The 14,821-nt window shown below is 66.6% G+C and carries 14 protein-coding genes; 3 read left to right on the top strand and 11 right to left on the bottom strand.

Annotated elements, in window-relative coordinates; all coding sequences use genetic code 11:
• The 6 genes from ACL02U_RS10240 to ACL02U_RS10215 all read right to left on the bottom strand — a co-directional run.
• Positions 1-319 (bottom strand): hypothetical protein (locus tag ACL02U_RS10240; RefSeq protein WP_412790383.1); only part of this gene is annotated, 319 nt, incomplete at its 3' end.
• A 314-nt stretch (positions 320-633) separates the two neighbouring features.
• On the bottom strand, positions 634-1,119 hold the full coding sequence (locus tag ACL02U_RS10235; protein WP_412790382.1) for a hypothetical protein: 486 nt from the start codon (positions 1,117-1,119) through the stop codon (positions 634-636).
• Between the two features lie 19 nt (positions 1,120-1,138).
• Positions 1,139-2,827: an RNase A-like domain-containing protein gene (locus tag ACL02U_RS10230; protein ID WP_412790381.1), complete on the bottom strand. Its 1,689-nt coding sequence runs from the start codon at positions 2,825-2,827 to the stop codon at positions 1,139-1,141.
• Positions 2,827-3,138, bottom strand: a complete 312-nt coding sequence (locus ACL02U_RS10225; protein WP_412790380.1) for a WXG100 family type VII secretion target — start codon at positions 3,136-3,138, stop codon at positions 2,827-2,829. The genes ACL02U_RS10230 and ACL02U_RS10225 overlap by 1 nt, the downstream gene beginning before the upstream one ends.
• 63 nt (positions 3,139-3,201) lie before the next feature.
• Complete coding sequence (locus ACL02U_RS10220; RefSeq protein WP_412790379.1) at positions 3,202-3,627, bottom strand: WXG100 family type VII secretion target; 426 nt, start codon at positions 3,625-3,627, stop codon at positions 3,202-3,204.
• A 527-nt stretch (positions 3,628-4,154) separates the two neighbouring features.
• A complete protein-coding gene (locus tag ACL02U_RS10215; RefSeq protein ID WP_412790378.1) occupies positions 4,155-4,727 on the bottom strand; it encodes a TetR/AcrR family transcriptional regulator in 573 nt (190 codons plus the stop codon).
• Positions 4,728-4,790: 63 nt separating this feature from the next.
• Here ACL02U_RS10215 and ACL02U_RS10210 point away from each other — a divergent pair, with 63 nt between their 5' ends.
• The 3 genes from ACL02U_RS10210 (at position 4,791) to ACL02U_RS10200 (ending at position 7,970) form a co-directional block, all read left to right on the top strand.
• Positions 4,791-5,762: an SDR family NAD(P)-dependent oxidoreductase gene (locus ACL02U_RS10210; protein ID WP_412790377.1), complete on the top strand. Its 972-nt coding sequence runs from the start codon at positions 4,791-4,793 to the stop codon at positions 5,760-5,762.
• A gap of 410 nt (positions 5,763-6,172) precedes the next feature.
• Complete coding sequence (locus tag ACL02U_RS10205; protein ID WP_412790376.1) at positions 6,173-7,009, top strand: MBL fold metallo-hydrolase; 837 nt, start codon at positions 6,173-6,175, stop codon at positions 7,007-7,009.
• Between the two features lie 214 nt (positions 7,010-7,223).
• A complete protein-coding gene (locus ACL02U_RS10200) occupies positions 7,224-7,970 on the top strand; it encodes a hypothetical protein (protein WP_412790375.1) in 747 nt (248 codons plus the stop codon).
• Between the two features lie 165 nt (positions 7,971-8,135).
• Here ACL02U_RS10200 and ACL02U_RS10195 read toward each other — a convergent pair whose 3' ends face one another.
• The 5 genes from ACL02U_RS10195 to ACL02U_RS10175 all read right to left on the bottom strand — a co-directional run bounded on the left by ACL02U_RS10195 (position 8,136) and on the right by ACL02U_RS10175 (position 14,748).
• A complete protein-coding gene (locus tag ACL02U_RS10195) occupies positions 8,136-8,465 on the bottom strand; it encodes a hypothetical protein (protein ID WP_412790374.1) in 330 nt (109 codons plus the stop codon).
• 1,100 nt (positions 8,466-9,565) lie between these two features.
• The gene (locus tag ACL02U_RS10190) at positions 9,566-10,051 is read right to left on the bottom strand and encodes a hypothetical protein (protein ID WP_412790373.1); all 486 of its coding nucleotides are present in this window, start codon (positions 10,049-10,051) and stop codon (positions 9,566-9,568) included.
• Between the two features lie 128 nt (positions 10,052-10,179).
• Positions 10,180-10,995: a S1 RNA-binding domain-containing protein gene (locus ACL02U_RS10185; RefSeq protein ID WP_412790372.1), complete on the bottom strand. Its 816-nt coding sequence runs from the start codon at positions 10,993-10,995 to the stop codon at positions 10,180-10,182.
• Between the two features lie 225 nt (positions 10,996-11,220).
• A complete protein-coding gene (locus tag ACL02U_RS10180) occupies positions 11,221-13,161 on the bottom strand; it encodes a TIGR03960 family B12-binding radical SAM protein (RefSeq protein WP_412790371.1) in 1,941 nt (646 codons plus the stop codon).
• A 72-nt stretch (positions 13,162-13,233) separates the two neighbouring features.
• Entirely contained in the window at positions 13,234-14,748 is a 1,515-nt protein-coding gene (locus ACL02U_RS10175; protein ID WP_412790370.1) for a CHAD domain-containing protein, read from the bottom strand.
• Positions 14,749-14,821: the final 73 nt, after the last annotated feature.

Raw genomic sequence — 14,821 nt, 5'->3', positions numbered from 1 at the left:
CAGAGTTACCTCGAGCCTCAGCCACGTTGGTGTAATAGGCCGCCTCCGGCCCAAACCGGGAAAGAATCAGTTGGGAGCAGTAAAAGAGCCGCTCCTTACGGGACTCGAAGTCCGGAATGTTCGCCGCCTGGTAGTGCATGCCCTGCAGAGCCACCAGCAATTGAACCGCCGACCGCGCTCCGACCCCGTAGAGCAGTGAATCGAATTCGTTGATGCCCAGGTGGGCGAACGGCTTCTTCTCGGTCTCCTCGATATCCGAGACGGGGGGCGGGCAATTGATGAACGCCCACTTGCGCGGGTCGGAGACCTTCAGCGTCATGACGGCCCGTACATCATGGCGCCAGTCCTCATTCCTCCGGGGGCCGACCACGGCAAAGGCGAAAGCCCCACCGAAGAGTTCCAGCAGAGCCGTCCGCCAAGTCCGGATCGAGCACCCGACACCCTTTCCAATATTGCTGTCCGTGACAGACGGCAGTCGCCCACGGCGCATGACCTCACCGCTGAACAATGTCGCCCGGCCTGGAGGTGAGGACGGCCTGCGGTGGACACACCCCCAGGGCGGGGCGCAAGGTCACATTCACGGTAGTTCTCTCCTGCACGGGGTACGGATGCGGGCCAAGCGATCTCGGAGTACTAGTCCTCCTCGAAACGCCAGAGAACCAGGACGTTTTCGTCCGACACGCCGAGAAGGCAGATGTCGATGGTGAGTCCGGCAAGGACATTGGCATGAAAGGACGAAGCCAGGAAGTCGCCATCCTCACCATCTTCCGCGTGCCCGTGATTCGTGAAAAATCGTGCACCGTTTCCCGCGGCTCTCAGAACTTCCCGCAGACAGGCGTCACGTTCCCCGTCCGGCGCACGGAGGGACTCGCTGGGGCCGTACACGAGCGATCCGACTGAGATCAGTCCGGCCAGTTCCATGGCCTCGCTGGGCGAGACCTCCAAGAGGCTGTCCTGCAACTCCCGGCGATCGACGTGGCGCAGCACGGAATGACCTTTGATCGCTTCCATCACCGTGTCGCGCCAGTCCCCGCCGGTGCGGGCGACCAGTGCGGCGAAGGACTGAAGTTCGTCGAACCGTCCCCGCGCACAGGGAGGCAGACCTGTCGTTGCCGTCATCGATCCTCTCCCGGCGTGCTCACGGCAGTCTCGGCATGGACGTATAGACCACGTACGGAGGGTGGAGGCCGTTCTTGTACTTGAGTACGACCTCCACCGAGTGTGCATCCTGCGCCGCACCCGGACCACCGGAAGCGATGGTGCGCCCGGTCACGGAAGTGAACTCCACCGGGTCGAGCTTCAGAATCGAATTGTCGGCACGCGGCCTGGAGAGCCACCTCCTTATCTTTCCCTGATTGTTCACACCTCCGTTGGGCAGGCCGGAATTCGGAGGCGGTCCCACATATTCGACGGTATCCTGCGTATACTTCTGAGCGGACTCCAGGTCGGGAAAGCTGGAAGCGGCCGGAATCGACGGTTGGTCCCTGAGCCGCTGAGCCAGTTGCTCGTCCGTCTTGCCGACATGCTTGTCGATGACGTGGCTGTTGTGAATCCCCTCCTGGTTCGCCAGGTCGATCGGATATGCATGGTTGGCCTCACTGTCCCCCTGCACCGTGTACAGCGGGTCGCCCTTGAAGTCGGTCAGGGCTCGCGCTCCGAACGCCTCGGCTCGGGCGGATTCGGCGTCGAAGGTCGGCGCACTCGTGTAGGCCTCGTCCAGCGCCGACATCAGGTCGTCGACAACCCGTACCTGACGGTGGACTCGGTTGTTGTAGGTGGCGACGGCGTCGTTCATGGCACTTTCGTCGATGTTCAGGACGATACCGACCGATACATCCGCGACCACCCCCTTGCCCATATGCCAGAGCCCCTTCACCAGGCTCTTGGCATCCGAGACGTCCAACTCCCGCGGATCGAGCTGCTTGATGCTGTCGATCACGGCCTGCCGATAGATCCGATGCAGGTCGTCGCGCACGTCTTCCGCTGCCTGTGCCACGTTGTACACGGCTTCGACCATGGCTTCGCAGGTGTCGAACAGGACTGCGAAAACGGGATGACTGGTTCCCCTTTTGCGTGCGCCGTCGTTCGCCCAGTCGTACCCCCCATCGGTCTTCCCCCAGGCGGATGTTCCCCACAGCGTGCTGCAGAACTGCCGCATGGCGTCGTACCACTCCTGGTTGGACTGGTCGGTGATGCCGCCGATGAAGCCGGTCAGCATCCCGTCGACCATGCTGAGCGTGGTCTGCGGCATCCTCCAGCCCTCGGAGATCTTGTACAGCTGAAGGTGATCGGGCAGCGGGAGGATCTTCGCCGCCCTGCCCCAACGGCACTCGTGTTCCAGCAGGGGCCGCAAGACGACGAGCACCGCGGCCTCCAGCCCCTCGAGGGCCTTCTGCGCGAAGTCCTGGCCGGCGTCGACATCCCCCCACTTGAAGTCCGTGACCGGCCCGTATCGGGGCGGTGTGTCGATCACCTGCGGAAGGGGGCGCTGCGGCGGTGGGCCTGTCGACGAGGGGTTCGTGGCATGGTCGGCAGCCGCGTAGTTGTTGGCGGTGCTGGTGAATCCGACGCCGGCGCCGCCGACGCTCACCACTGACTTGGCCCACACGTCGAGGAAGCGATTGGCGACCTTCACGTAGGTCTTCGTGAAGTCCTGCATCGCCGAGCCTCTGCCACCGCCGTCCGGATACCGGGCCAGCTCGTCGAGGAATGCCTTGATCCCCCGGTCCAGGGGGTCCTGTTGGCCGGCCACGTTCGAGGACACCCGGTAGAGGACCGACGGCGTCACATCGATGTTCCCCTGTCCAGCGGCCGCCGGAGTGGCCATCAGGCGGCTCCCCAGCCACGCAGGACCGCCTTGTGCGCCGCCGCGTAGTTGGTGTGTCCAGTGGTCACGCACTGGTGCAGCCATTTCTGAGCCGCCTGGAGATCCTGCGCGGAGCGGTCCCATTCGTCGAGCTTCTGGACGAAGATCTCGCGGGCCTCCCCCTTCCAGGAGAGCACTACCGGTTCGACACGTTCGTAGAGTTCGTCCAATGTGCCGTTGAGCTGTCCGAGGATGTCCTCGAGCTCCACGGCCAGTTCATGGAGCGTGACGAACGAGACGGATATGCGGTCGCCGTCTGCACCGGCCGACATGGTTCCCCCCTTGGAGTCGGTAGCCGTGTCCGCGAGACAAACGGACACATGGCGCGTCGGACGTCAGAAACCTTCCAGGCTGCTCCGCGGGCGAGCCGGTACGTCGGCGGCGCCCGTGTTCGGCGTGGAGAGCCTGTCGACCTCGCCGGCGACATCCACCCGGATGCGACTCACCCGTTCGAGCACCTGCAGATCGTCGGAGCTGAAGCCGTCGCGACTCATCCGCACGGCCTGCTCCAGACCCTTCATCACTTCCCGGATACGTACGGCATCCGCCGCGGCGGCACGATGGAACTCCCGGTACGCCGTCCCCGCCGGCCCCCGCCAACCGGCCTCGATACGGTCGACGAGTTCGTCCATGCGTTTGATCTGCTTGTCGAGGTGGTCCTGCATGTCGCCGAGGTCGCCGGCGAGCTTGGTCAGGCCCGTGGACGACGCACGCAGGTCCGAACCGTCGTTCCCACCCGCGCTCGCACCTGGTTTTCCCACGCCCCATCCCCCGTCGTGTCGGCATCTCGCGCCTCAACTGACCCAAGGAGCATACGAAAGACGCACCGAAGCGGCGACACAGGCCCGCCGGTGGCACGGCTCCGTCCCTGATGACGGCCGGACACCTCGACGGGAACGCCCCCCAACTCGTTCATCCCACCAGAAACCACCAGGCCCCCTTTCCGCTCAGGAAGGGGGTTTCCAGCGGTGCTCCCACTTCGGAGTCCCCGACGACTGCCAGACCACAGTCGCTGGTGAAGTCGGACAGACGCTTCCATTCCGTGTCCGGGTGCAGCAGTGCCGGGGTCGGAGTCGCCCCCGGCCTCAGCCACGTTGGCGTGGTGGGCCGTCTCCTGTCTCCTGTTCCGAACCGGGAAAGAACCAGTTCGGAGCAGGATGGCGCCCGGCCACGCCGGATCGGCCGGGGCTGCACCGGGTCGCCGCCGGCGCCCGCTTGAGCTGCGACCACGCTCGGCCGCGGCGCGACATCACGCAAAGATCATCAGAATCGGGGCGCCATCAGCGATTCAGCTCGTCAGGAGACCGATGGCGACCGCCAGCCGTTCGCGGTAGAGCTCCCGTGATGAGACCTGATGCTTGAGGCCGGTCGACACGCTGATCATCGTCTGTGCGACAGGGCGGGCCGCCTCTCGTCCCGACGTGGCGGCGATTGCGTCTGTGATCAGTTCCTCGAAACGTCGCGGCGCGGTCTCGACGATCTCTCCGAGGAGGTCGGGATTGTCCTCGATGACCGTCGCGATATCGCACGTCAGCGGGCCGATGTAACGGCCCGCCCAGTGGTCGAACGCTTCGACGAGGCGCTCTGAAAGGGAGCGGCCATTATCGGCCAGGACCTGCTCGGCCGCGGTGACGTCGCGCTCCAAGGCCTGGGTGACCGCGGCACGGAACAGAGCCTCCTTCGAGGAGAAGAGGAAGTAGAGCCCGGGCCGGGAAATGCGCGCCGCCCGCGCCACCTCCTCCATCGAGGCCTTCCGGTAACCGAATCGCGCGAACGTGGCCATGGCGGACTCCAGAACCATGGTCCGACGGCCGGCATCAGCGACCGTCGACGGCGGGTGGCCGGAGTCGGGACTACTCATGAAGACGAGCATACGAACGAGAACCGCACTATACAAATCACGTCTAGTACGTATAGTCGCTCCATGGGCACCCGCAAACTCATCACCACTTCCTTCACCTCCTCCAGCACCGCCGACGAGGTGCTGCGGAACATCGACCTCACCGGCGTCCGCGCGATCGTGACGGGAGCCTCCTCCGGGCTCGGCATCGAGACGGCTCACGCGTTGACCGCTGCCGGGGCGGAAGTAACGATCGCCGTCCGGAACACGACTGCGGGTGACGCCGTCGCCGAGACGATCGGAAAGTCGACCGGCAGGATCCGCCCACGAGTCGTCCGGCTCGACCTCACCCAACGAGCCACCATCACACGGTTCATCGACGCATGGAACGGACCGCTTCACCTGCTGATCAACAACGCCGGCGTCGTCACCGGCGGCCTCGAACGCACACATGAGGGCTGGGAGCTGCAATTCGCGACGAACCACCTCGGCCACCTCGCGCTGGCCACCGGCCTTCACCACGCCCTGACCCAGGGAGCGGCCGACCGCGACGGGGCACGGATCGTCTCGGTCAGCTCGACGGCGCACATGCGGTCCGGCATCGACTTCCACGACCTCCACTTCGAGCGCCGCGACTACGACCCACAGATCGCCTACGCCCAGTCGAAGACGGCGAACTCCCTCTTCGCCGTCGAGGCGACCCGCCTCTGGGCCGCCGACGGCATCGTCGCCAACGCGGTGAACCCCGGCGGTGTCGCAACAGGACTGCAGCGAAACTTCACACCGGAACAAAAGGCGTCGCTCGACGCGGCCGAGGCTGCCGGAATCTTCACCTACAAAACGGTCGGGCAGGGGGCCGCCGCCGGCATCATCGCGGCCGTCGCCCCCGAGTTCGCTCACTCCGGAGGCCACTACGTCGACGATGCACAAGAGGCCTACACCGTGCCGAACGACGCCGACCTCGCGCAGCACCCACACGGCGTCAAGGAATGGGCACTCGACCCCGCCACCGCCGAACACCTCTGGAACGTCTCGGCCGACCTGCTCCGCGCCTGACCTCTCGACGCCGCAGCAAGCCGCCTCAGGGCAGCGCATCGCACGCCTGTGAGGGTGATCCGAAAGAGAAGAGCTGGCGAGCCGTCACGAAGCGTAACCGCCCTCGGAGGTTCGACACGCCTGAGTACTGTTCGCCGCCACGGCGCCTTCAGTACGGTGCGGGCCAACGGGAGCGCGGATCGGTCGAGTCCCCCGCCGCGCAACACCGTTGCGGCAGCGCTTCAGCCTTGCGCCCTGGCCGCGCCGATCGGACAGGGGCCCCCGTCCCGGCGAGCCCGCGCTGCCATGTGGCCCCTCCGATCTCTTCGTCCGCCCGGCGCTGCGGCCGGGATGCGGCGCCAGGAAGAGACGCCCATGATGGAGGGGTAGGCCGCGACGCGATCACCATCCCGGGGGCATGGAGATGCGACATGCCGGTTCACAAGGTCCACTCGGACATAAGCGTCCTGAACGACAGCCTCGAGGTGCCGGGGATCGGCCACCTCCCGGTGAACGCCTTCGTACTGCTCGCCTCCGAGCCCGTCGTCATCGACACCGGACTCGGGCTACCCGACAGGAACTTCCTGGAGGCGGTCGGTTCCGTGCTGGATCCCGCGGATGTGCGATGGATCTGGCTGACGCACCCAGACCGTGATCACACGGGTGGGATATTCGATCTCCTGGCCGCGGCACCCGGGGCACGCGTCGTGACCGCGTACCTGTCCGCCGGCCTCATGTCCTGTGAGAGGCCGCTGCCGATCGATCGCCTGTATCTGCTCAATCCGGGACAGACCCTGGATGTCGGCGACCGCACCCTCACGGGGTTCAGGCCACCGCTGTTCGACAACCCCGCCACGGTCGGCCTCTTCGACAACCGGTCGGGGGCCTGCTTCAGCTCCGACTGCTTCGGTGCGCCGCTGCCCAGTCCCGAACTGGCACAGGCAGACGACGTCGGTGCGGTCGACGTGGAGGAGTTGCGGGCCGCGCAGCTGCTGTGGGCCACGGTCGACAGCCCGTGGGTGCACAACGTGGATGTCCAGAAGTACCTCGGCACCTTCCAGACGCTGCAGGACAGGGAGCCGGAACTCGTCCTGTCCACGCATCTCCCACCGGCACCGGGAGTCACCGGGTCGATGATCGACACCCTGAGCTCGGCCCCCCGGGAAACGGCGTTCGTGGGGCCGGACCAAGCCGCGCTGGAGAAGATGCTGGCAGAGTTCGAGCCCGCCGGCGGCGGGCACCAGTCCGCGCCCGGCAGCCCGGGATGACCCAAGCCCCGCTGAGTCCAGGCAGCGGAACCAGGGCCTCGATCCCGTGGCGGTGGTTGTTGTGCTGACCTGGGGCGGGACGGCGTCTACGCATGGCGGGTGGTCCCGTTGACTCCCCGGTGTTCCCCGTGATGCCCCGTACGATCTGGCACGTTGATCCGATCGACGCACTTGATCCGAAGGGTGCTTGTGACCGTCTGCTTGGATACTGGAGATGACGACGAGTTCTCCCGTCCCCCGCGCAGACGACGCCGATTCCGACCGCCTGAGAGCCCTGCTGGAACGTGCCGCCACGGGCCGGGACAGTCAGGCCTGGAGCGACCTCTGGACGGAGCTCTACCACAACGGCTCTCTGGACGTCGCCCATCCATTGGTGCTGCACACGCTGGCCGACATGGCACAGGCCGACGAAGCCGACATGGCAGCTTCGGCCCTCCACCTGGCCGCCGCCCTTCTCGTCCAGTCCGACCGGCGATACGAGACCCGGAACCTGCGGCACCAGTACGCATCTGAAGTCGAACGCCTACTGGGCGCCGCAAACCGGTGGCGAGAGGTCACCGCCGAACGAAACGACTACTGCCATCTGATTGAGGCCGTCCTGAACCTGGAGGGCGACATCCACTGGGCGGAGGACTTGATCTGGGGCGTCGTCAGCAAGGAATACGAGCTTGAGTGCCCCGATCCCGACGGGTGCGCGGGACTGTGGGTGGTTTTCGGAGAGCGGGGCTTCTTCAGCACGGCGGAGGACTACGCTCTCTCCGACGACGTCGAGACCCTCCCTCTCCATCCGGCTGATCCCCGCGCCCTGGAAGGTCTCGGCCGGCGCCTCTACGACCTTGCCCTGACCGACGGCCATGAGGATGTCGCGCTCGCCTTGACCTATGCCTTCGGTGAGGCGACCTGCCCGGAGTGTGAGAAGCGCTTCTCCGTCGTCAGGCAGGTCGCCGCCTGTTCCAGCTGAAAACCGCGTTGGGGCTATGGGTTTCTGAACCCACGACCTCTTCGTCCCGAAGCAACTTGGGTGGGGGCGCTGCCTCGGCCCGGTGTGCCTCTCACCTGCCCTGATGGTCCGCAGACGTTCGCGCACGTCCGCGATGTTCGTAGGCGTTGTCGCGCAGTTGGACACTCATGGCTGCTGCGCAGCTTGCTTCGCTGCAGTGTTCCGGGCGTGAGCTTCGCGTCGCAGTCGGCGTTCGTAGTCCGCGATCTGGCGGGCTATGGGGACGCTGGTGGCAGTTCGGATCAACCGCTCGTTTTCACGGTCCACCAGGAAAGGACCGTTGCCTCCCAACCGAGGGCGCTGTCTGTTCCGACCGTCCCAAACTGCCCCCCAGTAGAAGATCCACCCGAACGGCAAGGCGTCCATACGCAGGATCTGAAGGTCGCACGTGACGTGGTTCCGCACGTCATGAATCTCGGCAAGCACCAGTTGGCGCGCGTCCTCCTCGGTCAGCATTATTCGATTATGACATGCCTTCAATGGCTCACGTAGACCCGCTTCACGAGTTCGGGTCGAGTCGACTCCGGTTGCTGACGACGTCCGGTGCAGGGGTCGGGCATAGCGCCGGCGGACGTCGCCGTCGATGTCAGCGATGGATCAAGGGGCTTGATTTGATCGCTTCCGTGCGTCCAAGTCATGTGCGATCAATCTGGGCCTCTGACCGGCTGCGGTCGGAGACCTGACCGAAGAAGTATCCGAGCACGATCAAGAAACTGTTGCTGACCAGTGCTGAGACTTCGACCTTGGTAAACATCGCGACGATCAGCGTGACCCTGAGGCCAATCAAGAGCGCGGCGCCGACTATGGGTGCTATTGAATCCCGCGCGAGCTGCGTTGAACGTAGCTTCCATCGACGTTCTGAAAGTTGGATCTTAAGTAGGGCGAGTTCGCGTTCCCGCTTGAACTGAAGAGCACTCTGTTCCTGCGCGGCATCACGCGAGAGGTCATCGGACTTTGAAGCGGTCTCCTCTAGGGCATTTAGACGTTACAGGAGAGCCTCTCTCGTCTCCCCTTGTGGCAGACGGTCGATCAGGTCGCTTAGCCCGCCGATCTCTTCCTTACTTTCGAGCTCGCTGATCTTCTCAAGGCTCGCACGCTTTCGCTGCAGGAGGATTGGAAGTGCACCCAATGTTCCTGCGCCCGGTTCAGCGAAGACGGGGACGATATTTCTCGCACACGCAATAAATTGCACACGCGGGAGCTGATCAGGATCGCGTAATTGATCCGAGCAAGAGCTTCGTGCAAACCAGGGAGATCAAGCCCGCGCAATTACTCAACCCCAAGGCCCGACATGGACAAGATCGGTTCGTAAACCGATTCGATATCGATTCATTTGTGCTCGACGAACCCCACATATTCCCCCACAAACGGTGTTGCCGGACGCACAGATCAGGCAGTGAATGTCACCGTACCCATGGCGGCGCTTCCCTGCATCTCACTGATAAGGAAAATTGAACTACGTGACAGTAGGAAGTTGGACTTCGTGATCTGGCTCAGCTCGACGCGGTGAGTACTGACGTCTTCGCAGGTTGGGACCAGTGCATGCGTGATTGGCCCTAGCTGACGGGCCACACACTTGGGCTGCCCGCTCGTACGTAGTCGGCGTATTCGTCCATGCCGAGGCCACGGTTCATCCATCTGCTCCGGACTGCCCCGGTCAACGACTCTGCCAGCTCGAGCGCCCCCAGCGGCTCGGAAGCGATCCCGAGTTCGCAGAAGGGCGTATCCTCGTCGTCGTCATGCGGGTAGAGGAACGGTGGAAATTCGTAGAGATTCCGCTGTCCCTGGTAGCCGTCGGTCGGATCCACACCGCCGTACAGCGTGATCACGTATCCCTGCTCCCGCGGCCAGATCTCCACCCATGCGACGCCTCGCTCGCCGTTGTGCTCCTTCGGTCCGAGGAACTGCTCGATCTCTACTCCACGACGCAGTGCCCCGACGGCGAACGCTTCAACCAGATAACGCATGCCACCACCGTAAACGGGAGGTCTGACAGCAAAGAAGCCGACGATGCCGCCGTCGATCAGACCGCCCGTGATCATCCTGGAGTGAGCTCTTTCCAACCTCCGGCACGGGTTGGGTAGTTAGCCTGACAGGCGGAGAAGCCCCTGGTAGATGGGTTTTCGACCAAGAGAACCGGGACTGTTGCATGATCGGGTGACCGGTACGTTCAGGCGGGCGGCCAAGACAGGGTCAGCCTGCGCTTGTGCGGGTCGAGGGCCGTGACCATGACCGAGACCTCGTCGCCGGTCCGGACGATGCCTCCCGCGGCGCTCACGGGCTCCGCGCGAACCCCAGGCAGCGGAACCAGGCCCTCGATCCCGTCCGCGACCTGGACGAAGACACCGAACGGGACCAACTTGGTGACCCGTCCTCGCAGTGTCTGACCCACCGCGACCCCGTCGGCGAACGCGGGAAAGGGATCAGGCCGCGTAGCCCGCAACGACAGTCGCGCCTCTCCGTTCCAGGTATCGAACTGCAGGAACTCGCACGAGACGCGCTGTCCGACCTCAACCACCTCGGACACCGCGTCGAAGCGCCGCCAGGACAGTTCGGGGTAGGTGATGAAGCCGACGCCGGGATACACCGGATGCTCGGGGCCGTCGTCCAACTCGACGAACACGCCGAACCGCTCCACCGATGCCACCGTCCCGGCGAGAATCTCACCGCGGCGAAGCCGCTTGAGGAACGCCCAGAGCTCGGGACTCTCCGCGGCCGCCATCGACAGCCGCACTCGGCCCGCCTCCGGATCCACCGCGATCACTTCGCCACTGACCCGCTGACCGACCACCGCGATCTCGGCGAAGCGCCGGCGCCAGGAGCCGTCCGGCTCCCCCACCCGCCCGAGCGGGTGGCCGGCGAACCCGTCCAGGGTCACCGACACCTCGGAGCGGGTGACGGCCGCGACCGTCCCATGGCAGAGATCACCGACACGGATCGCTGCCAGGAAAGCCCTGGCGGCCGGACCGGCCGACACTTCCCCCATGCCGCTCAGCCTCTCACGGGAGGGCTCAGACCCACTCCACGTCGCACCGGATACCCGCGCGGCCCCCAGGGTCCCGGCAGGGGCGTCCTCTGTGGCTCCGGGGCCGTAGGCCGGGCCTCCGGCGCACCGAGGGAGCAGAGCACTGCGGCCACCTCACCCCCTGTGACCTCAGTCACAGCCTCGGCGATTCGCCGCAGCGCGTCACTCACCCCCCGCTCCCCCGTTTCAGCCGGTCGGAGAAGAGTTGTTGACCGTCAGCGGGAGGAGCTTCCGGCCGGTCGGGCCGATTTGAATCGTCGTGTCCATGGCGGGACAGACGCCGCAGTCGAAGCACGGCGTCCAGCGGCAGTCCTCGACCTCCGTCTCGTCGAGGGAGTCCTGCCAGTCCTCCCACAGCCAGTCCTTGTCGAGGCCGGAGTCGAGGTGGTCCCAGGGCAGGACCTCCTCGTAGGAGCGCTCGCGGGTGGTGTACCAGTCGACGTCGACGCCGTGGGACGCGAGGGCCTTGTCCGCGCACTCCATCCAGCGGTCGTAGGAGAAGTGCTCGCGCCAGCCGTCGAAGCGGCCGCCGTCCTCGTACACCGCGCGGATCACCGCGCCGGTGCGGCGGTCGCCGCGGGAGAGCAGGCCCTCCACGATGCCGGGCTTGCCGTCGTGGTAGCGGAAGCCGATGGAGCGGCCGTACTTCTTGTCGCCGCGGATCTTGTCGCGGAGCTTGGCCAGCCGGGCGTCCGTCTCCTCGGCGGACAGCTGCGGCGCCCACTGGAAGGGGGTGTGGGGCTTGGGGACGAAACCGCCGATCGAGACGGTGCAGCGGATGTCGTTGGAGCCGGAGACCTCGCGGCCCTTCTGGATGACGTGGGTCGCCATGTCCGCGATCTGCAGGACGTCGTCGTCGGTCTCGGTCGGCAGTCCGCACATGAAGTACAGCTTCACCTGGCGCCAGCCGTTGCCGTAGGCGGTGGCGACCGTGCGGATCAGGTCGTCCTCCGAGACCATCTTGTTGATGACCTTTCGGATGCGTTCGGAGCCGCCCTCGGGTGCGAAGGTGAGGCCGGAGCGGCGGCCGTTGCGGGTCAGCTCGTTCGCCAGGTCGATGTTGAAGGCGTCCACGCGGGTGGAGGGCAGCGAGAGTCCGATCTTGTCGTCCTCGTAGCGGTCGGCGAGCCCCTTGGCGACGTCACCGATCTCGCTGTGGTCGGCCGAGGACAGCGACAGCAGGCCGACCTCCTCGAAGCCGGTCGCCTTGAGCCCCTTGTCGACCATCTCGCCGATGCCGGTGATGGAGCGCTCGCGCACCGGGCGGGTGATCATGCCCGCCTGGCAGAAGCGGCAGCCTCGGGTGCAGCCGCGGAAGATCTCCACCGACATGCGCTCGTGGACCGTCTCGGCCAGCGGGACCAGGGGCTGCTTGGGGTAGGGCCACTCGTCCAGGTCCATGACGGTGTGCTTGGACACCCGCCAGGGGACGCCGCTGCGGTTCGGTACGACACGGGCGATGCGGCCGTCCGGGAGGTACTCGACGTCGTAGAAGGCCGGGATGTACACCCCGCCGGTCTTCGCCAGGCGCAGCAGGACCTCCTCGCGGCCGCCGGGGCGGCCCTCCGCCTTCCACGCACGGATGATCTTCGTCATGTCGAGCACGGCCTGCTCGCCGTCGCCGATGACGGCCGCGTCGATGAAGTCCGCGATGGGCTCCGGGTTGAACGCGGCGTGGCCGCCGGCCAGCACGATCGGGTCGTCCGGGCCGCGGTCCGCCGACTCCGGTGGGATGCCCGCCAGGTCCAGGGCGGCCAGCATGTTGGTGTAGCCCAGTTCGGTGGAGAAGCTGAGGCCGAGCACGTCGAACGCGCGGACGGGCCGGTGGCTGTCCACCGTGAACTGCGGCACGCCGTGCTCCCGCATCAGCGCCTCCAGGTCCGGCCACACGCTGTAGGTGCGCTCGGCGAGGACGCCCTCCTGCTCGTTGAGCACCTCGTAGAGGATCTGGACGCCCTGGTTGGGCAGCCCGACCTCGTAGGCGTCCGGGTACATCAGGGCCCAGCGGACGTCGCAGCCGTCCCAGTCCTTGACGGTGGAGTTGAGCTCACCGCCCACGTACTGGATCGGCTTCTGCACATGCGGGAGCAAGGCTTCGAGCTGTGGGAAGACCGAGTCGACAGACATCGCGGGGTAACCTTCGTGAGCTGACTGGGGTGACCATCCAGCGTAACCCGGCCGACGGCCTGCTCCGTACGTTCAGAGAGCGCTGTCCCGGGCGATGGTGCGCCAGGTGTCCGGCAGCTCCGCCTCGGTGCGTTCCGCCCGCCGTTCCTCCCGGCCGTACAGCAGCCCGTAGGTGAACGCGCTCTCCCCCGCCGCGTGCGCCTGACCGGCGATGTCGCGCAGTGCCGTGCGGGCCATCACGCTGTCCTGGTGGTCGCCGAGCAGGCTCTGCAGCGACTTCGTCGCGCGGACCAGATCGGCGGCCGGCCCGCCGAGCGCCGGGATACCGGCCTCGGCCGCGTAGCGGGTGCTCTTGGCCTGCTTGCGGGCCTCGTGCAGGGCCAGGTCGCGGTTGTGTCCGGGGGGCAGGGAGAGGGCTTCGCCGGTGCGTGCCGCAAGCTTGCGGAAGTCCTTGCGGACCGCCTTCCCGATCACCTTCGCCGGTGTGCCCGCGGCGGCCTTGAGCAGGGGCGGGTCGGCGAGCAGGGAGTCCAGGGCGTCGAGCAGGGCCAGGTAACGCGGGCCGTCCAGTACGGCGATCAGCCGCCGGCGGGAGCCGCCGCGACGGGCGTGCGACCAGGTGCGCAGGCGGGTGCGCACGGGGCCGACCGTGAGGCTGCGGGGCAGCTCGGCGAGGGCGGCGGTGAGGCGTTCGGTGAGTACTTCGCGGTCGCGGTCGGCGCCGAGTTCGCCGGCGAGCCATTTGAGCTCCGCGCCGACGGGGTCGGTGGCGGTGCGGTCGAGGATCTTGCGGTACGAGCGGAAGGCGCTGCGCATGCGCCGGGTGGCCACCCGCATGCGGTGCACGGAGTCGGGCAGGTCGCGTCGTACGGCGGGGTCGAGTTCGACGATGGCGTCGCGCTGGGTGCGCAGGTAGGCCAGGACGTGGTCGCCTGCGGTGGGTCCGGGGGCCGTCGGCGCGGGGCCGGGGCGCGGGGGGCGCTTCCTGCGGGGGCGGGTCTCGGTGAGGGCCCGCTCGAGTTTGGAGGTGGCGGCGGACGGCCGCACCCCCGCCTTGCGGAACCGTTTCTCCACCTTGTCCAGGAGGGCCGGGTCGCCGCCGTCGGCCAGTTCCACCTCGATCTCGCTCCACTGGGCGGTGCCGCCCTTGCCGGTGAGCCGTTCGGCCTGTACGGCGTCCACGCTGGCCTCGGCGAGCAGTCCGCCCTCGGCGTCGACCAGGTGGCGCACGTCGCGGTCGGACCGCAGCCGGACCAGGGGAAGCAGCTCCGCGCCACGCGTCCGGGAGCGGATCAGGGCGGCCAGGGAACGCGGCAGGGTGTCGCTGAGGGGGGCACGGATCTCGTCCCGCACTCCGGGGGCGACGGGGAACTTGAGATGCCAGCCGGCGTCCGCTCCACCGGTACGGCGGCGCAGGGTGACGGACGAGGCGGCGAGGCGTTCGTCGGCGGTGTCGTAGTAGGTGGCGTCGAGCGTGGTGACGCCCTTGTCGAGGACGGCCGCGATGCCCGCGACGCCGGACAGGTCGGGCAGGCCGCCGTCGCCGGATTCGTACTTGCGCTCGATCTCGCGTTTCGTCTCCGCCATGAACCGACTCTAGAGGCGGCCGGACCTCAGCGGCAGGGTCTTTCGGGTGCCGGCCGGCCGCCGCGTCGGGAAC

The organism is Streptomyces sp. MS06 (assembly GCF_047200655.1).
GTDB lineage: Bacteria > Actinomycetota > Actinomycetes > Streptomycetales > Streptomycetaceae > Streptomyces.
The sequence above is the reverse complement of the archived record's forward strand: the minus strand, read 5'-3'. Positions and strand labels throughout refer to the sequence as shown.